Genomic DNA, 20,207 nt, shown 5'->3' on the forward strand with positions numbered 1-20,207 from the left:
CTGGCTGGGCCAAGAGGAGGCGCCTACGCCTTTGCAGACAACACCCTACGACCCTAAGTGTTATTTATGTGCAGGCAATACTCGTATTAACGGTATTGAAAACCCTCAGTACGAAAATACTTTCGTATTTACGAACGATTTCGCCGCCGTAGAGCAGCAAATGCGTGAATCAACGGCCTGTGAACACGCCCTACTTCAGCATACGCCTGTCGCCGGTACCTCTCGCGTTATTTGTTTTTCCCCTGATCACAGTAAAACGTTACCGCAGCTTCCTCAAACGGAAATCGTAAAGGTAATAGAATGCTGGCAAGCCCAATTGAATGAGCTTTCTCAACAATGGGATTGGGTGCAGATATTCGAAAACAAGGGTGCAGCAATGGGCTGCTCCAACCCACACCCGCATGGACAAATATGGGCAACAGACACACTGCCTACGGAGGCAATAAAAGCAGACGCGAACCTTCGCCGCTACTATGAACAACACCAACGCAACCTATTATTGGATTACGCAACGCTCGAGTTAGAACAGCAGGAACGTGTAGTAGATCAAAACGAGCACTGGCTTGTAGTTGTTCCCTATTGGGCCTGCTGGCCTTTTGAACTATTGTTATTGCCACTGCAACCGGTTAAGCATTTAAACCAATTAAACCACGCACAAACAGACAGCCTTGCCAGCATCATGAAGTCTTGTCTTACACGATACGACAACCTTTTTAACTGCAGCTTTCCTTATTCTATGGGGTGGCACGGCCAAGCCTTTAATCGTGGCAATCAAGATCACTGGCAATTACACGCACATTTCTATCCACCACTCTTACGCAGCGCGTCAGTTAAAAAGCATATGGTAGGTTATGAAATGTTGGCGGAGCCTCAGCGCGACATTACGCCGGAGCAAGCCGCTCAGCGCCTTCGCGACTGCAGCACTAAACATTACGCTGCGTGATTTCTCGCCCTATCACGCCAAACACTTAGATGATTAGAGACGTATGATAATGAATCAACCTTTAGAGCGTGCCAAACAGGCATTTACTGAAAAATTCGGACGCCAACCCGATAGGATTTTTCATGCCCCCGGTCGCGTAAACTTAATTGGCGAGCACACAGATTACAATAACGGGTTTGTTTTACCGACAGCGATTGATCGTGGCACATACATCGCGGTGGGTATCCGCGATGACAGTGAAATCACGGTTACGGCTTTGGATATTAGCGGTGAAACCAGCCGCTGGGATACACGAAAGGCCGTTCAACATGACCCAGAGCACAGTTGGGCCAACTATTTACGCGGTGTATTTATACAATTTATCGAATCATCTCACTCAAACCTGCTGGGCTTAAACGCTGTAGTTGCGGGTAACATTCCCCAGGGTGCAGGCCTCAGCTCGTCCGCGTCATTATCGGTTGCCTTCGCAACCGCGCTTAATGAAATCAATCATTTGAGCTACACCCCCGCTAAAATTGCCCTACTTTGCCAGGCCGCCGAAAACCAGTTTGTAGGCTGCAACTGCGGCATTATGGATCAGCTTGTTTCCGCCGCTGGACAGGCTAACCACGCCCTGCTCATCGACTGCCAAAACCTCGCGGTTAATCCTGTATCAGTACCCGATTCACTTTCGGTCATGATTATCGACAGTAAGGTCACGCGCGGCCTAGTGGATAGCGAGTACAACGATCGGCGCGAACAGTGCGAACTTGCCGCTTCGCAATTAGAGGTGCCTAGCCTACGCAGCGCGAGCCTTTCGCAGCTTCTAGCCAGTAAAGAGAAACTCGACCCAACGGCATACAAGCGCGCCCACCACATTATTACCGAAAATGAACGTACCCTCGCGGCGGCGGAAGCACTTAAACATAACAACGTCGCTAGCCTATCTCGGCTCATGGCGGAATCGCATGTTTCTATGCGTGACGATTTCGAAATTACGGTCCCGGCTATCGATTTTCTCGTCGACATCATTGCTAAGGTGATTGGTATTAATGGTGGTGTACGTATGACGGGCGGAGGCTTTGGTGGGTGCGTTGTGTGCTTATTACCAGAAAACCTTATTGCCCCTGTCACGGCTGCTATCAACGAATACTACCCTCAAGCACACGGCCTTCACGCAGAAGTCCACATTTGCAAAGCGTCCAATGGGGCGGGCGAAATAAACGATTAATGGGCGTGCTACCAAACCACGCACGAGGGGCCGTTTAAGCCCCTTTTTTCTTGCCTGATAATAAACAACCTTTCCCACCTCACTCTACACTTTCCCTAGAGTCTCACTCACCAGCCTCTGTATAACCGCCATAGCGCGGCACACTGCTCACTCGCGCCAAGCCTTACTCCCTACTCATCAACCCTTTTTATTTTACCCACAAAAAAGCCCAGCCAATTGCTGGGCTTTTATACGCTTAATACGGTTTATTTAACCGCGTTGCGATACAGCGTTACCACCAAGTAGCGTAGAGCGCCACCAAGATTAATGATACGGCCATAGCCGATACCTTATAAGAGGTCGTCGTACCAAATTCAATACCGTTGAGGTCCACCGCATTCTCTTGATCCTTACCACCGGTAAGAATTACCGTAATAACCGCCAGCACAATACAGCTAACAAATACCACGCCAACACGGTCCATAAAGGGCAGCTCTGGCCACAAAAACTTCAGCGTAAGCGACAACACAAAAGAACCGAGCGCGGCAACCATTGCGGACGCTGCGTTGGCTTTTTTCCAAAACATTCCCAACAAAAACAAGACACAAATACCTGGCGTAAAGAAGCCCGTGAATTCTTGAATATATTGAAACGCCTGATCGAAATTACCCAATAATGGCTTCGCACAAATAATCGCTAACACCAAAGAGCCCAAACTTACCGCACGACCGACAAACACATAATGCTCTTGAGACTCGTCTTTTCGGTAATAGGAGTATAAGTCCATGGTGAAGATAGTTGAGATACTGTTCGTCATCGAACCCAGTGACGACACAATAGCCGCTACCAACGCCGCAAATACCAAGCCTTTAATACCGATAGGCATTAGCTGCATCATCGATGGGTAAGCTTCGTCAGAACGACCAAGGTCAGGCACCAATACAGCTGCAGCAATACCCGGCAACACCACAATAATAGGCATTAACAGCTTCAAAAAGGCCGCGAACACAATCCCTTTCTGGCCTTCTTCTAAACTCTTGGCCGCTAATGTGCGCTGGATAATATATTGGTTAAACCCCCAATAGGAAAGGTTCATAATCCACATACCACCCACCAAAACAGATAAACCCGGCAAACTCATATAGTGAGGGTTATCTTCGCTCAATATCATATCGAACTTTTCGGGTACCGCTTCGGTAAGCGCAACAAATCCTGCAACAATGCCCTCGCCTTTACCCAATAGCCCCAAACAAATATAGGTAAGCAACAAGCCACCAAAGACCAAGATAACTATTTGAATAATATCGGTCATGGCCACGGCTTTTAAACCGCCATATAGGGAATAAGCGACGGCAAAGGCTGCTAGAAATAACATGCCATAGGTCATATCAACACCCGCGATGGTATTAATCGCCAATGCACCCAACCAAAGAACCGCGGTTAAGTTTACAAACACGTAAACACCTAACCAAAAAATCGCTAATACCGTGCGCACGTTGTGATCGTAACGCTGCTCCAAAAACTGAGGCATTGTATAAATGCCACGCTTGAGAAAAATCGGCAAAAAATACTTACCCACAATAATCAACGTTATTGCGGCCATCCATTCGTAAGATGAAATCGCGAGACCAATCGCAAAACCTGAACCGGACATCCCGATAATTTGTTCAGCTGAAATATTGGCGGCAATAAGAGAAGAGCCTATGGCCCACCAAGGGAGGCTGTTACCAGCCAAAAAATAGTCTTTTGTATCTTTTTGGTGACCCGCCTTTTCACGAGAAACCCACCAAGCAATTGCGATTAACGCAACGACGTATACAAGAAACACTCCGGAATCAATTGGAGAGAGCGTCATACATCCACCTTAAAGTTATTATTGTCTAAATAGCGCTATACCTCTGTGAAGCGAGATAATGGCACAGACTTATACAACAAGCCATATGCACCAGCCCCACAAAAGGTAAACGTTTACCTTGCCCGCTTCCTAGAATATAGCGTTTGCCCTCATCAAGCAACGTTCGTTGATATATACGACACTCGCGACGCAGCTCATCGCTGATAAATCGTCGAGTTCTCCCAACTTATCGCACTCCGCAGAAGTAACAGACTCAACGATACCGTGCACGCCTTTAGCCCATTTAACATATTGGCGCGACGAATCACTTATAAAAAAGGGGTAACGTTGACCGCTAAACCGATACAACAGTATAAACGTTGCTCTGACACAATTGCTGACCCTCACGCATTCTGCTGTTTAACGCGGCACAACAACAATAATGAAGGCATCGTTCAATCCTTCCCTGCCAGAGTATTTCATCCTTTCTTTTTCTTATCATACATTCATGCTTGTGAAGACAACGGCTAACCGTCTCTCGCCCGAAGTAAGAAGAACTCTTAGGAAAGCTTTAACATCCTTACGTTTATTCACATTACGCCCGCTATGAACCATTTGCGCGGTTATATTTATAGCCGCTACTCAGAAATAGTGCGTGCTCGCTAAGCAATTTCTAGACAACCTCTCCACACAGAGCTGTACCGCTCAATAAGTATTAGGCGCACTCTTCAATGCTGCTCTTATCAATCCGCCCATCCATTCAATGACCAGAAAGCATACAAACTTTCTTTTACTGAACTAGCAACGAAACCAACACATAAATTAACGATATTCCAATTGAGAAAGAAATAAAAGGCGCCAAAATGTAACCCAATACAGCGGGGAAACACTAAATCACCCATCTTTAAGTGATTTTTAGTCAAAAACCACCACCCCTCTCTTATAGTAGTATTGACAATAAGATAGCTATGCCAGACAATAGCCCTTCGTTAATCATTTTGTAACGAGAAGTTCTGGTGTTATCAACCTTGGCAGCCCCCAATCACTGTTTAAGGTTGGCCGGAAACTTTCTCTTCACGGAGGGTTTAGCGTATTTCTCCTGGCGTCTGAATTGCTCTTGGTTTATTCAGGCAGAGACCAATGAGTTAAGGGTCTTAAATAGGTTAGGTTGACAGGGTGGGCATTGCCCACCCTTTTTTTGCCTGTCATTCACACCTTGCTAGTGCCTACGCCTGCTTTTCGTTATGGTGAGCCCATCATACAAGCAGAACAGGCCACCACATGTCGCACTCTTTTTATTTATTAACGTCACCTTACCGCCAACTCCATTGGGCACAAGACTGTTGCCGATACGTGTTTTTATCTGTTTTAACCTTAGCAACGAGCGCAATTGCTGTTACGGAAAATGTACAAACAAAATCTGCAGATCACCTACTCAGCAAGCATGTTTACACCGCCAGCAATGGCATGACGCTGCCTTACCGCCTCTATCTACCGAAAAATACAAGCCAAAAGACCCCTTTACCCCTGTTGATCTTTTTGCACGGCAGAGGAGAACGCGGCACAGACAATAATGCGAACATGTTTAACAATGTAGGGTTATTTAAAGGCGAGCATTCAATCCTCAGCCATAAAAACCGTCAACAATTCCCTACCGCTATTCTCATTCCTCAGTGCTCAGACAAAACCCCCCATGAAGAATGGGCACGCTGGAAAGGTAACTCCGCCGAACAGCCCTTTGCCGGCTTGGGTGCCGATGGTAGCTATCAGCAACACGCTCAACCGTCTGCCTCTTCGGCAGCTACGTTGGAGCTCATCGATTTATTAATTGCGCAGAAGAGATTAGACCCACAACGTATTTACCTCACGGGTATTTCCATGGGAGGTTTCGGGACATGGGAATTGACCAGTCGTCGCCCAGAGTTGTTTGCGGCAGCCGTACCCATGGCAGGCTTTTCCGATCCGTCTAAGGCGGCGTTAATTAACACCATTCCATTTTGGGTTTTTCATGGCACCACGGATCAATACAACCCTGTTGAGGGCTCACGTGTCATGACACAAAAAATGAAGGCGCTAGGTGCTGCGATTACCTATACCGAATATGAAGGGCTGGGGCATGGCGAAACATTTGAAAAAGCTTGGCAGAACACTCATATTCTGCCGTGGATATTTGCCCAGAAAAAAGCACTAAGCCCCCAGCAATAGGTGAAAAGGCATGACATTGACTGCGTGGTTACCAACATTTGGACGCATCGGCGCCGTCAATGTCGAACGCTTTTCGCAAGCCGGCTTGATTCAACGTGAAGCGTGCACATTGCGTATCATCCGTTTGCTTACCTGCCACTGACGCCGTTAATACATATCGAGTAATTGCATCACCCGCCTGCACCACGGAAATCGTGTAATAACCGTCGGGGCTTTCACTTCCACCAATATCATCCACGTCTGCGGAGTATTGATTGTTTTGCATATACAATCGCTCTTGCATTGCCGCCGCCGAGAGCAATGCGTCCTTTGCGTCGGTTCTATGACTTTTGAGCATAGAAGATCGATAGCTGGGCACTGCGATTGAAGCCAAAATCGCAACAATAACCAACACAATCAACACTTCTATTAACGAAAACCCGCCATTCGTTTGCTTTAATTCCAACATACTTACGACCTATTTTAACTCAATTTTTTACCAATCAATGGGAATCTCTCGCCACGATTGACGTTGCCCTGTTCGTGTACGCCCCTGAATTTCCTGATTCACAATTTCACCCGTAGAGGTTTGAATAATTGCACGGCTATTGCCGTCGGCGTCCTGATAAATCGTCGGTGTTGAAGGGTTGCCCGTGCCCAACGACTCATTTTCTTCTACAAGTTCTGCTTCACCATTTTTTACCGACGAATCTTTACCCAGCGGAGCAAATTCGCCGGGGATTCCTACTTGATAATGAGGGGCATAGAGATAGCCACTGCCTTCGGCATCACACACTTCACCCGTAGGCTGATACGTGGTAAAAATGAGAGACTCATCAGAGAGCTCAGCTTTGGTAGTATTGCGCTCTAGATCGTAAGGGAAATCAAAGAACCAACCGGAATGGTCTGCCACTGCGCTCATGACATCGGAAAAAGTCTCTACACTCTCACCGGTATTTAACGAAACCGGCGTGCTACCACCGCGCTTAATAGAGCCATCGGTGTACACATCTATATCAGTCGTTTCGACAAGAGTAGTTGTTGAAACTAACGTGCCAGGAATACTTTTCATATCCGCATCGGGGTCTTTTATGCCGTAATAAGTTTGATCTGTACTACTGCCATTATCGCCCGAAGTATAATAACGACCCGTACCACTGTAGACCCAAAAATTATTGGAGCGATCCCGAATTAGTGAGGGCGGTGCACTGAAAGGTTGGTTTGTTACGTTAATTAACTGACTAAAAGACATCGATAAAGAGCTGCCCGACAACGTTAAGCCGCCGCGCATAAGCTGGCCGGTAGGCGCGGCCTCGGTGCCGCCAACAACGCCAAAATAAATAGCATCATCTTCAAAATCATTATTCCAGTCGCCCGCCGCAACACCACCAACAAAGGCCTTAGCAATAGTGGTATCGAACTTCTGAAGCGCTTTTGTTCGCAAATTAAACGCGAATACCTTTGCTGTTTTTTCGCTAACAGCATTTTGCAACGCGGCACTGCGCGTCGCGGGCGTGTCGCCTGCAGGGCCAGAGCCAAATACTAAAAACCATTCATTTTTAGCGGGGCTAGAAAACGAACCTGAACGGCTATTTTTTGCCCTAAACTTTACAAGCGTTGGAATAGAAACCGAGTAACCTAAATCTTCGTCCGTAATCTCTGCAATGATTTCAGGTGGAGATTCTGGATCAGTAATATCGAGAATGACATAACCCGATCTCAACGTTATATCATCACTGGTATCGCTATCGCGCGCACTATCGGGATCGATTGTAACTTCGCCACCGCCAAAACGCATACCGACGACCAGAATATTACCCCAGCCCTCTGGATGATCAATTTTACTTGCGCTACTCCAAATACCGTTCACATCAAAAATTTGTGGCTGCCCATCAACATAATAAACATGCGCATATTCTGGCTGAGATAAATACTGTAGATGCGGAAGTAAGTTATAGGGAATATAGCCCCACAACTCACTACCTAGCGGGTGTGCCGAACGCCCATTAATTGATGTCTTGTAACTGGAAGAAGCCGAATCATAAAAGCCCGCGTTGAACGCATGGATCATGCCGTCGTTTGCGCCCAACATAACCACCTGCCGGCGGTCTTCAACCGCCTTCTTAAAATCAAGGTAAGTATTATCGCCAAAACTAACGTCATAACCTTTACCGGGGCGCGCTAGCGCAACGGGTGAAGAATTAACAATATCACCGAGCAGCCACGGTTCTTCACCATTCCCTGTATTACCGTCCCACTCTATTGTACGAGAGCGAAATTCATCATTCGATTCATCACCACGAATATAATTAACCAGGTTTTCCAGCGCAGTATTATCAGAGCCGTAATCCAGCAACCTAAAATTATGGCTGCCGCTCGTTGCAAACTGGCTCGCTTCAAACGGCACGGATTCCGCCAAATCAATTTGGCCGTCGCGTGTACTGGGGTTGTCTACGCCAGTAAAAAGGTAACGCCCCTTATTGGCAACGGTCCCGTAGTTTCGGTTTTCCGTGTAAGATTCTACCGCCGCCAACTGATCTCGTGCGCTCCATATGGGCTGTAAATCGGTAATATCAAACGCAGCCCCTGATACTGAGCCCCGTGTTCCATCGGCGTTAACCGCGTAACGCTGCACCATTGTGCGCTCTAAACCTTCGTCATAATAAATTTCTACAATAGGGTCACTGGACGTTAACTGCCCCGGAACTTCTGAGCCAGACTCCAAATCTTCACGCAGCTCACTATGGTCATCAATAAACAATGAATGCAATGTTCCCGCCCAAGTCACACGCGTATTGCCTGAGAGCGTGTCCACTTCAAAAACAGGGTTGTAGAGTGCTTGATACACCGCACCCTGACCGGCACCTGTACTTGCGACAACAGACGCCGCCGTACCAGACGAAACACGTTTAGTAATGTCGCCAAATACCCGCGCTAAACGCGACTCTAATTTCGCAGGGTTGCGCACAGGAAAATACGCATCGGGAATGCCATCAGCTCCCAAACTTCCGTCTACATCTGTTTTGTCCCATTCCGACGTTAAGTCCGGTAAATTATTATTGTTGATATCATTAAAATTTCCGTACTTCGCGGCGTACCATAATGGGTTTTCCAGTACTCCCGGTGTACCTGCGGCGGCCGTAAATTTTTCAATAACACTTCCCCACTGCGTTTTATTGTAAGCCGACCAACCACTTCCGGTTAACGCTACCGAATTAAAATCAACGTTAGAATCAGCTTCGATTAACGGGGTATAGGTTGCATCACGATTGCTCCCATTCATCACGAAACCAAGCGCGATATCGCCTCCGGCGTAGTTGGCAACCTCGGAAATACGTATTTGAATTTCACCCGTCGATGCCCCAGCCCAATTCGGACGGTTAGACGAAGAATCGTTAGTGTAATTACCGCATTGCGATTGCACGCTGGAGGCAGAACCCGTAGCCGTGCAATACTCCAACACCATGTACACATCCATATCAAAGTCACTGCCCCACAGTGAATCTTCCCAGGCAATATAAAAAGCAGCGTAATGATCGGTTTGGCTATGAGTGGTGATATCCACCAAGCTGCAGGCTGTTTCGCCAGTAGCACGCGTAGAAGTACAGTACGGAACTATGCGAACACTCTCTTTATTAGACGTAGTCACTTCCAACGTGGGGACGGATTCCGCCAGCGCTAACATATAGGATGAAACGTTCTGCTCGCCTTCCAAAGAGCGTAAATCTTTAAGAAAGCCATAATGCGCCAAGCCAGCTAAATTATAAGTGCCCTTCAACGAGGGGACTTCTGGGCATATACCAGTAGCGTCCGACAATTTTGTAATTGTTTTAGCGCTACAAGAATCGGTGGGATCGGCCGGTGTATTACCCACCAAAAATGTATTGTTGGTAATGTTTTCACCATCGCCCACAATGTCGGTATAGGCTTCGATATGCGAAAGCGATGATAAACCGGGTAGCGTACTACCGGATAACCCCGCCACTAAATTATCGCCGTCAAAAGTATTAACACCCGTCGACAACAATACAATGGCACAGTTTGCGCAAGAATCTGAACCGGACATGGGGTCGGACCAGTTAACGTTGGTCAGGCCATCAATGCTGTCTTTAGCCGCGCCGGCGTAACCATATTCCGTCGTTCCCGCCGTCGCACCGGCAAAGTAGCGCAAGGCTTCTAAGTACAGTTCCGCGAGAGGGTTGCCCCAATCTTTACATGTATAAGTACTACCGGATAAGAACTGGGTCATTGTAATGCCCCATGTGCCACAATCTTCGTAAAAGTTGGTGCCGAAATTCCAGCCCTGAATACGTAGGCGATTAAGCGTATTAATGATGCCGTTTTTATCGGTTCCTTGATTAACAAACTGTCCCGTTTGCGAATCTATTTCTATGTCGGCATTAGCCGCGCTTTCACCACCCATATAGGATACATTTTTACGTAATACACCGCCTTTATGGTTATTGATGTAGCTACCCGTCATTAAGCCAAATTGTAGGCCACCGTTTTCACCGTAAGATTGCAAAAGGCCATAGGGCTTATAGTGCGTAACATTTTCACCGTCTACGTACTGCCGGCAATCCGTCTGGTCTTGGCCACTAACACACGTTTCGACCCGCACATTAAATTCAAACTGCGAAATTCCACCGATAGAGCCCGACGTTGGCCTACTTGGAATAAAATCATTATGACGATCGCCATTGTCCCCAGCGACCTCTTCTTCAAACATACAAAGATTTCGTTCACTGCCGCTCCAGGTAAAAAGATCACCTTTTGCCACTTTAAAAACAGGGGGGTGAGTCGCAACATTTAGCGAGCCCGAAATTCCAGACGTAGCACTGGTAACGTTACAAAAACTTACCGCATCAGAACTTCCGTTTTCACTAGTGATAGCCGTGTAATCACTAATACTTCCGGTAATGTCGCTATTTTTTGCTACCTTTACAAACGCATGGTTATCATCGGGAAGCAGTGCGCGCTGTAATATGGTTTGGCTTTCGGTATCGGTTGAACGATAGCCGCCATAAAGTACCTTACGGATGACATCCATTCGCGTCATGGTCATCCAGTTCATAAAGTTACCGCTCCAACTACCGGCGGCACCAGCACAGCTATGATTCGGCGTTGGGCTGGCCACCGTAATATCGGAAGCCGATAATGCTACTTTACCCTTTGGGGAAAAGTAGCCGCTGACATAGCTATAACAATAATCAGAATTAAAATAGCCGTAATACACTAAGCCATCGTTATAGGTGGTCTCCAACGTACCATCATTATCGAGGTCACTATAGTCGGTGTAGGCTTTGTGCCACATTTGATTGTCATTAGACATGACCAACATAACCAACGGATCATCCGAGTTTGATAACAGCGGCGGCACCGAAATAAATTCTTCCATGCCCGCATGGCCAGTTAACGGCGCTACCATTACTACGGCTACTGCAATCCATTTTTTAACGCGCTTAGAAAAATAGTTCTGCATAGTATTGCTCTTTTTATGTAAGGTGCTCACTGTTTCACTCCACCACCATATAGGTTGACTGCAGCATAACTTTTGATCGGTCACCATTGCCGTCGGCTAGCGCGGTTACTCTATAAAGGGGCTCACCCGTAGTGGGATTAGTTTCATTAAAAATGACCATATCGTCGGGAGGTACGAAACACAGAAACTCCACGATAAATTTAACATCTTGCTCAATACCTTCCACTTTAATGGTGCGATGTTTCCCCGTGTTATTCCAAACATCTAAGGTTGTGTCTTTCCAAAAAGCCATGCGCTCGGCGGTAGTTGCCGAAGCGCCTACCGCGCATTCCCACTCTTCTGTGGCACCGGATGAAAAGTCACCATCAAAACACAACCCCCCGCTACACGTATCATCAAAACACGTAGCGCCATTGCCACACTCGTTATAAAGTTTACTGTGCGGTGGTTTATTGGCTTCAAGCCATTCTTCTGCACTGGCTAACGCGGCTTCCGCTGCTGCAAACGCCATATCACGATCACGATGACTCGTCGCCATTTTTAATTCGGTGGTCGACGTTTGCATGTTTGCAACACCTAAAAGACTGATCACAACCAAAATAACCAACGCGACAATAAGGATCGCCCCCGTCTGACGGGAGGGAAGAGAAGAGACACAGGAAGGGGGTTGCATCATTTTGAATTACTGCCCAATTAATTATTGCGTATTTTAATAGTGGCGCTAACAACTTGACGCATCAGTTTATCTTCAGAAAGTTTATAGTCGTCACCGTCAACTTTAAGAGTGACATCTTGATCCGTCAGATAGACATCTCGATCGGAGCGAAAAATTAACGTTAATCGCAAGGCCACCACTTCTGCCCAGTCAGCCACTTGGTGCGCCGATAAATACTGATTGGCCTCGCCGTCGTCATCACGATCAATACCGTATTGCACTTGCATGTCTTCGACGCCCACGGCCACTTCTTCGGTTTCTGTTGCGGCTACGCCATCGCTCGCCGTAAGCACCTGTCGTTTTAATGCAGGCATGTCCGCAACAACAACCGACTCACCAATATAATAGGCGCTCACTTCATACGGCATAACGACCGAACCGGCATTAAAATCTTTTTCAGTATTGGCGCCGCAGCTATCTACGGTGCACCCGTCAGCACAACTAATGCTATTGGTTTCAGTGGCACGAACCACTCGCGTGCAATTACGCGCACCATCCGCAGCATGTTGTAATGTATTTGAATCACCTCCGGGCCCTGTCACTTGGAACAGCCCTATCTCGCGACAGTTTGCGTCCGCGACCATCATGGTTGAGCCCGACGTTACCTTTTCACTTGTCCATAACGAAAACGTCGCGGTCGACGCGCTATGGCTACGGATACTGTATTCGCGAGAAGCATCAGCGAAGCGAACGATAAAAGCGTCGGTGCCTTCGAGAATATCCTCCGCAAAAACGTCCGGTTTATTGGCGCTCTCCCAATCAAACCCCTGAATGCTCTCAGTTAATTTAATAAAACCATCTAGATCATCAACAACTACATTCGCTTTATTCGCACTGCGGATACCCGCACAGCCACTATAGCCCGCCATGCGAATTTCTCTTTTTATTTGGTCTAATACGAATCGTGCGTTGTCCTGTACAAACGATAATTGCTCACCATCGTAAGAGGATCGCTTGGCGTTAAATGCGATATTCAATACACCAGCTAAAATAATGCCTGCGATTAATAACGACACGAGTAATTCAATAAGCGAGAGGCCCACCTGAGACATGCGAGAAAAGGAAGGCCTACAAAAACGGGACGGGTTAAACATCAGTTATCAACTTATATTCTTGCGTTATTCGAGTGCCGTCAGCATTGCTGCCCGATTCAAATTCAATACGAATAACAATTTGATTGCCAATTCTGTTGATCTCGCTGCGCCCACCCGGTAATAGGCTCGCAACGTTGCTGCGCCAATTATGTAAGTTCCATTTGGCCATATCGGTAGGCGAGCAACTCGATGCAACCGTCGCACAATCAGGCTTGGCGGGTGTGCTTTCAGTATAGTTAATGAAGTAAGAGGCCTCGGCACTTGGCGTAGTCAACATACCCTCGTAGATATCCGATGCAAGAAATGCAGCCTGAGAGTTCAGTGAAGCATCTTTCATTAAGGTAACGGATTTAACTTGCATCGACATAACCACAAGTAACCCAGTACCTAACACAATAAGTGCGACCATGGTTTCAATAAGTGACGAACCCGAATGTTTACGCATTTTCATTTTAAAGGCAGCTCAAATCAGATGTTGAAGAAAGCGTATTACTGGCGTTGGCAAATCGACTTTCATGTACACCGTCGCCATCGGAATCGATTGTCTGCAATACTCGGCCCGTACCGATCAGCATTAACCCTCGCGCAAAACTTGCCACTTTTTTTGCGCCACATATCTGAATCAGGATAGGACGATTAACCTGTTCTCCCTCAACTGAAGGGCGGCCGTACTCATTAAAGCTTAGATAATCGAGCGAAGACTCCGTGGACACATCTAGAATTGAGAACGAGTTCGACCCGTCATAAATAGACGCCAAAACTACCTCTTCATCGCCATTGCGCACGCCATCGCGCGCTGTACCGGAATGGTCAGCGCCATCATCCTGAAAAACGATCCAACCTTCATTCCAATCACCGTCGCAGTTTTCACCCGTGCCGCTAGGGCAGATAGAGACCGTTTTATTGCGCGCTACCGCTTCATACCGTGCACTCATCAGCGCCGAATTTATCATCTTTCGATCGGAGAAGACGGCGTTCTTGCGCACATAACTATCAAACGAAGGAACCGCTACCGTTACAAGAATAGCGGTAATAGCCATTGCAGTGATGAGATCCAACAGGGTGAAACCATGGCATTGGTTAGAAAAATGTCGTGTCATAACAATTGGCCTGCCCTTCTGGTGTGTTTTTAAGCCTCACGGTTATAGCGTGAAACCTACGAATACATTAAGTTCATTTAATATACGTTTATGATATATAGGTTTCGAGTCTGAACGGATAACCGGTACTTTATGATGATGTACGGAAGATGCATTATGCGTCACATAGGCTAACTATCGGTCATATTGGCCGACATACATTCATTAAAGTTATTTTGGTGTCAAGACGCATATTCCAAATAGATATATTAGATGGTGGATTTTAACGACACCCGCATAACGCTGATCGTTATTGAGCAAGATATAGCACGCGGCACTAAGACAATTTTTGGCGTACACAGAATCGGTTCAGCAAGATAAGGCCGTTAGGAGAATGTACTGATAAGCCAACGAAAGTGGCTTTTGGAAGGATACGTATACAACACGCGCAGAGCCGTTTGCGGGTGCAATGGCTGCCCCGTGTTGCACGTGCATAACAACTAGGCCGTAAAACCGCCCTTTGGGCAAAGGGCGTAGACAAAAACGCAAAATACGGTGCGCATAGTAGGCCCGCGCCGAGGGTTATCCCTTAAGCACTGAACAGCATCTAAAAAAGCAAGCAGAGCACCCCTTATCGGTTATTAGCCAAGGCCGCCATTCAAGAGAGCCCTTTTGCGGCAACGCCTCGACGAGGAATCGCCTGCCAGCCCATACCGCCTATCATCAACAAACAACACACCAGCGCAACCCACCAGAGGGTGTTATCGGGCTCCGAGGCCTCGCTTGTGGGTTCAACTTTCTGCAACTGCTGGCCTTGTATCTGCTGCATTTGCTCGGCCTGAACAGGGGGAACCGACTTAGCCGGCGCCTCAGGTGCAGGCAGTGATACGCTCAAGCCAAAGCCTGCAGCCTTTTCACCTACAAACTCACGTAGTTTGTCATTGTCGACAACCAGATCGTAGCGGTTGACCAAGGTTTGATAGCGTTCAATTAGCACCTCTACTGTGGCATCACTCGCGTCCCAATATTCTTTGCGCGTCGATTCCAAAAGTGTTTCGATCATTTGCGCTTGCGCTGCTGGGTTCGACTGTTCAAAGAACGTGTCCATATCGAGTTCAAGTCGGTCTTCTACATAAATCTCGAAGAAATCTTGCCATTGATCATCACGCACAACATTGGGGTCAACCACTTGCCAACCCCAAAAATTGGCGAGATTTGAAGCCATAGTGACGGCGCCGCTATATCCCTCTTTTTGCATTTCCTCAATCCAGCGTGAATTAAAGTTACGGCTACGTAATTCCTTCGCCATAAATTTAGCGGCACTTTCAAGTTTACTGTTTTTCGCATCACGCAAATTACTGATCAACATTTCTGGGCTTTTACCATCAAGATTGCGAACCGCTAAAGCAAGGGAGCCGAAGTATTCAAACGGGTCATCTGAAGTGATCATGCCATATAAATTTGACGATCGAGAAAACAGGGCTATGTCTGTACCGGAGAGTTGTTTGCCGTATAAGCCTTCCATTTGCCTGCCCCAACGATCGCTATCGGCGCCAAAGTAGTAGCCCATTTTACTAAGGTAAGTGTCGGCAATTACAGCATCGGTTTCCCAGCTTTCACTCTCAAAAATAGGACCATCAACACCACTTCCATAATCGCCCGATGCATTTGAAAAAATGCGTACCGTTGAAAGATATTGCGCTTCAGCTACGTCCACGCCCTCTTCCATTAACTGCGCTTTAATCGTTTGGCTGTTATCCCACAGTGAATTGCCAGCTTCTTTTAATTCAGCCACTTGCTTAATGGCATTAGCCAGACGCTGCATTACATTAGGGAACGCATCCCTATACAACCCTGTTGCAGATAGCACCACATCCACACGTGGCCGCCCAAGCTCACTCGCCGGAATTATTTCGGTATCGACGACTCGTCCATCGTCGCTCCATACCGGCTTAACGCCCATGGCGTATAACGCCTGACTTTCCAATACACCGTAATGACGCATGGCCTCTATCGACCACAACGAAAATGCCAATTTGTCGGGGAATTCTCCATGTTGTTCGCGATAATCATTAATCGCCTGTTCGACCAACACTTTGCCCTGATCGAAAGCTGCTCGCGTAGGTAAGCGTGAAGGGTCAAAACCATAAAGGTTCAAACCGGTAGGCAATGAGTCCGGGTGCCTCACCGGGTCGCCGCCGGTCTTAACCGCAATATACCCACCCGACAGCCCACGCAAGGTATTGGGCAACTCCTGAATACTTTGCATGTTGGCAAAATACTCACGGCCTTTTAACACGTGTGTTTGCAGCGCTTCGGGCAAAGGGGAAATATCACTATTTGTCATTACAAAATCTGTGACCACACGGTAACCTGGCAACCGCTCCACGGGTGTTTCGGAATTTTGAAAAAACGCATGGTGTGCATCATCTTCGTCAACCGCAACATCACTTCCGTGCGCATGTTCGCCGTGAGTTTCGTCGAGGTGTTCGTGTTTATCAGGGGCGTAATGTTCCGCTTCATATTCCGCAGCCAACGCGGTAAATTCACGACCTAACATTTGCCCTAACGTACTAGCCTGTAATCGCACCTCCGGTAATTCTCCGAAACTATGTAAACCCAGTGGCTGATTTTCAGCCGCGAGTTCGCCAAGATAGGTATGCAGTACCGCTAAAAAACCCTCAAAATCGGCCTGAATAGCCTCGAGCGTCCAACCAATATCTTTACACAAATCTTTTTCAATACAGACCGAGGTAATGTTGTCGCCGGTTTTTTGTTTAACCGCGCCCTCGTCCATCGATTTATATTCATGCATTAATGCATGAATATCGGCAGTGACCCCCTGCAAACCGGCCGCCGCATATGGCGGCGTCATATGGCTTACCACAACAGCGCTACCGCGACGTTTGGTTTGCATAGCTTCACCGACATCATCCACGATGAAGGGATACATCACGGGTACATCGCCCACGGCTAAATTACCGCCATCGTAACGAGACAGACCACGCTCTTTACCCGGCAAGTATTCTTGTGAGCCATGTGTGCCCAAATGGATAAACGCATCACTTCCCCACACCTCACGCGCATAAAAATACGCGGCCAGGTAATAATGATTCATTGGAATTGTTGTTTTATGAAACAGGCCTTGTTCCTGTTCTGCATCGTCGCCTCGTGGCGGCTGGCGCATAATGAGCATATTGCCATTACGAATACGGGGTATAACAAAATATTTTTCGCCTGCCCGTTCTACCACCATAAAATTATCGTCGGGCTCACCCCAAAATTCAGTTATGGGCGTAGTTGTTCCTGCGGGCAGAGTCGCTAACCAATCCTGATAACGCGCAACTGGGAATAGTTCAGCAAGATCTTGTTCTAATAATTTATCCAGTTCGTATTCACGGTAAAACGGATCGAGCACTTTGTTCACGCGTTCAATATAAAATTCGCCGGGCCTTGCCTCAATGTTGTAACCCGCTTTATTCAGTGCGGTCCCGACTGTACGCAAGCTTTCAGGTATATTCAGAAACGATGCGCCCATGTCGCGATCCCCCCAAAACAGTACCGTCAGTTTTTTATCTTTATTAGGAAGGTGCGCCAAAGCAGCATAATTAATGGCACGGCTCACAAGGTGCTCTAGCTGATAGTCTATCGCTGTTGCTCTATGCGTGGTTTGGTCAATTGCAGCCACAATAACAGGGTCTATAACGCCTGCGGTTTCCGGCAATACCAGTGTGAAAGCCATCATTCCTGCGGAGATACCTTGCTTACTCTCTTCCCATGCTTGCTGATCACCATCGTAGTAGGTAAGTGCCTGCATGACGGGTACACCGAGTTTTTCAAACTCCGCTTTCCGCTTGTTGGCCCAGTGAATGGACCTAAAATTAATAATAGCATCAACAGTGGTAACGCCATTGTCTTGCAGCAGTGCAGAATAGTCCTTGGAGCGAGGGCTTAACTCAAAGTAGAACGGCACAACGTTTATACCACGCGCTTCCAATAACGCGATGGTTGCGTCCACCACCTCTGTTTGCGCACTTTCGATAAGCGCGCGCTGCAACATCACACCAATACGAATACCTTTTTCATCAGCTTGCTTTGTCGATTCGTCTGTCGATTCGGCCAACCATTGATCATACGCCGCGCGCCCATCAAAAATAAGCTGGCTATACTGAGGATGATAAATACCTTGCGCGGGGAATATTATGGGCGGCTCAAGGGCGATATCACGGTTATCAAACAAAGCATGACGAAGGTACTGCACCAAGCGATTAAAATTTTCGACTCCGCCATTATCGTAATAATCGAATAACGTTTTAGCCTGCTGTTCGCTCATATTCGCACGAAGTTCGCCTAAACTAGGTGCACGAACGGCCACTATTTTGGTTGACGCCTGCTGTACAATGGGCGCGTACTTTAAAAATGTCGACCGCGTACTGCGCTCCGAGACCGTATCGAAAACGGTTAAATCATAGTTTTCTAAAAAACGTTTCACGTCTTCTTTTTCGCCTAACGCGCTTTCGGCCATTTGTTCAATAATAATATTTTGGCTTTTCGCGAGATCCTTTAATATCGTTACTTTTGATTTGTTACTATGGGAACCGCTCACGAACAATATTTTCTCGTCAGCCATACTCCAAGAAGATAATAGTACCAACCCCATTACCCACCCAATATTGGCCACAACTTTTATCAAGCTCGTCATTATCTATCTCAACTATAACTTATTAAATTTCAGATTTACCGCAACACAGGTTTTAAACGAAAGCAAAACGACTATTCAGGAACATAGACAATTGAGCCATCGGCCATTTTATAGGCCACACCGGCTTTAACTCCCTCCCCCGCGCCAATTTGGCCACTACTTTGGTAGGTTTCAATTGTTTCGCCTTTTTTGATCATGACCTCCATGTTCGGCTGGCCCGCATTTTTAATGACGGTTACATTTTCATCCATAAACGGGTTTAATGGATTTTGCGCAATCGCAATTAATAATGCTGCCACCAACACTAAAAACACATCAACTAAATTAATCACCGACAGCGCTGGGTTACTGGCTTCATCTTCATCAAGCAGCCTCACGAATATCCTCCCCTGCGGGTGTTTCGTGTCGCTGGTTAAGCGTATTCAAGTGAACTAGCTCCATCGCTAACCAACGTTTTTTAATGGTTGCTATCCAAAACGTAATCGTAGCGATAACAAGCCCAAATATTACCGCCGAAAATGCCACAATAAGATTGTCACTAATACCTTGAACGTTCCCGTTTGCTAAGCTTTTCAACGCTGGCCCCATGGGTACCATGGTTGCAATAAGCCCCAACATAGGGGCTATACGGCTAACCATACGCACGCCTTCCAACTCTTTGAGGGCGGCCACATCAAGCTCATCTTGGCTAATTGTTCGATTACTCAACCACGCTTGCGCAAGGGGATAGCCCGCAACGTGTGCGCAATCCTCTTTGTTCAGCCGGGGTAAACACTGAATTTTCTCAGCATTACGTGAGCGCTGCCAAGCGGTGGCGAAAAATACGCCCAGTACAAATAAGCTATAGGCAAACAAAACAGCCAGCAATACGAGTACAGGCGCAAGAAAAAAGTCGGACATCTGATACATCAGATTTTCTAAAGAACGAATCATCGAAATAAACCTTGTAAAAAACGGTTGCCCCCGGGGCTAACGGAGGCAACCC

General features: G+C 47.1%; 13 protein-coding genes (1 of these 13 cut by a window edge). 3 read left to right on the forward strand and 10 right to left on the reverse strand.

What is annotated here, in order from left to right:
* Together H5647_RS00075 and galK are read left to right on the forward strand one after the other, a co-directional pair.
* On the forward strand, nucleotides 1-943 hold the 3' portion of the coding sequence (locus tag H5647_RS00075) for a UDP-glucose--hexose-1-phosphate uridylyltransferase (RefSeq protein WP_045860891.1). 119 nt of this gene lie to the left of the window's left edge; 943 of the gene's 1,062 nt are visible here — the last part of the coding sequence; the start codon falls outside the window, past its left edge; it ends in the stop codon at nucleotides 941-943.
* A gap of 49 nt (nucleotides 944-992) precedes the next feature.
* Entirely contained in the window at nucleotides 993-2,153 is a 1,161-nt protein-coding gene (gene galK / locus H5647_RS00080) for a galactokinase (RefSeq protein WP_045855511.1), read from the forward strand.
* A 271-nt stretch (nucleotides 2,154-2,424) separates the two neighbouring features.
* Here galK and H5647_RS00085 read toward each other — a convergent pair whose 3' ends face one another.
* Complete coding sequence (locus tag H5647_RS00085) at nucleotides 2,425-3,987, reverse strand: sodium/sugar symporter (RefSeq protein ID WP_045855512.1); 1,563 nt, start codon at nucleotides 3,985-3,987, stop codon at nucleotides 2,425-2,427.
* Between the two features lie 1,260 nt (nucleotides 3,988-5,247).
* Here H5647_RS00085 and H5647_RS00090 point away from each other — a divergent pair.
* Nucleotides 5,248-6,171 carry a carboxylesterase family protein gene (locus H5647_RS00090; protein WP_052691766.1) on the forward strand — a complete coding sequence of 308 codons (924 nt, stop codon included), beginning with the start codon at nucleotides 5,248-5,250 and terminating at the stop codon, nucleotides 6,169-6,171.
* A 28-nt stretch (nucleotides 6,172-6,199) separates the two neighbouring features.
* Here the strand turns inward: H5647_RS00090 and H5647_RS00095 are convergent, their stop codons facing one another.
* From H5647_RS00095 to H5647_RS00135, 9 genes are all read right to left on the reverse strand, one after another.
* Nucleotides 6,200-6,619 (reverse strand): type IV pilin protein, encoded by a 420-nt coding sequence (locus tag H5647_RS00095; RefSeq protein WP_045855513.1) that lies wholly within the window; start codon nucleotides 6,617-6,619, stop codon nucleotides 6,200-6,202.
* A gap of 27 nt (nucleotides 6,620-6,646) precedes the next feature.
* Nucleotides 6,647-11,632 (reverse strand): pilus assembly protein, encoded by a 4,986-nt coding sequence (locus H5647_RS00100; protein WP_162926247.1) that lies wholly within the window; start codon nucleotides 11,630-11,632, stop codon nucleotides 6,647-6,649.
* Nucleotides 11,633-11,666: 34 nt separating this feature from the next.
* On the reverse strand, nucleotides 11,667-12,308 hold the full coding sequence (locus H5647_RS00105) for a pilus assembly PilX family protein (RefSeq protein ID WP_082086897.1): 642 nt from the start codon (nucleotides 12,306-12,308) through the stop codon (nucleotides 11,667-11,669).
* Nucleotides 12,309-12,325: 17 nt separating this feature from the next.
* Nucleotides 12,326-13,399 carry a PilW family protein gene (locus H5647_RS00110; RefSeq protein ID WP_045855516.1) on the reverse strand — a complete coding sequence of 358 codons (1,074 nt, stop codon included), beginning with the start codon at nucleotides 13,397-13,399 and terminating at the stop codon, nucleotides 12,326-12,328.
* 34 nt (nucleotides 13,400-13,433) lie between these two features.
* On the reverse strand, nucleotides 13,434-13,892 hold the full coding sequence (pilV, locus tag H5647_RS00115) for a type IV pilus modification protein PilV (protein WP_045855517.1): 459 nt from the start codon (nucleotides 13,890-13,892) through the stop codon (nucleotides 13,434-13,436).
* A 1-nt stretch (nucleotide 13,893) separates the two neighbouring features.
* Nucleotides 13,894-14,541 (reverse strand): GspH/FimT family pseudopilin, encoded by a 648-nt coding sequence (locus H5647_RS00120; protein WP_052691767.1) that lies wholly within the window; start codon nucleotides 14,539-14,541, stop codon nucleotides 13,894-13,896.
* 637 nt (nucleotides 14,542-15,178) lie between these two features.
* Nucleotides 15,179-19,222: a cobaltochelatase subunit CobN gene (gene cobN / locus H5647_RS00125; protein ID WP_045855518.1), complete on the reverse strand. Its 4,044-nt coding sequence runs from the start codon at nucleotides 19,220-19,222 to the stop codon at nucleotides 15,179-15,181.
* A gap of 71 nt (nucleotides 19,223-19,293) precedes the next feature.
* The gene (locus H5647_RS00130; protein ID WP_200911614.1) at nucleotides 19,294-19,599 is read right to left on the reverse strand and encodes a DUF2149 domain-containing protein; all 306 of its coding nucleotides are present in this window, start codon (nucleotides 19,597-19,599) and stop codon (nucleotides 19,294-19,296) included.
* Nucleotides 19,586-20,155, reverse strand: coding sequence for a MotA/TolQ/ExbB proton channel family protein (locus H5647_RS00135; RefSeq protein WP_045855520.1), 570 nt, complete (start codon nucleotides 20,153-20,155; stop codon nucleotides 19,586-19,588). The genes H5647_RS00130 and H5647_RS00135 overlap by 14 nt, the downstream gene beginning before the upstream one ends.
* Nucleotides 20,156-20,207: the final 52 nt, after the last annotated feature.

Origin of the sequence: Teredinibacter purpureus (genome assembly GCF_014217335.1) — a bacterium.
Classification (GTDB): domain Bacteria; phylum Pseudomonadota; class Gammaproteobacteria; order Pseudomonadales; family Cellvibrionaceae; genus Teredinibacter; species Teredinibacter purpureus.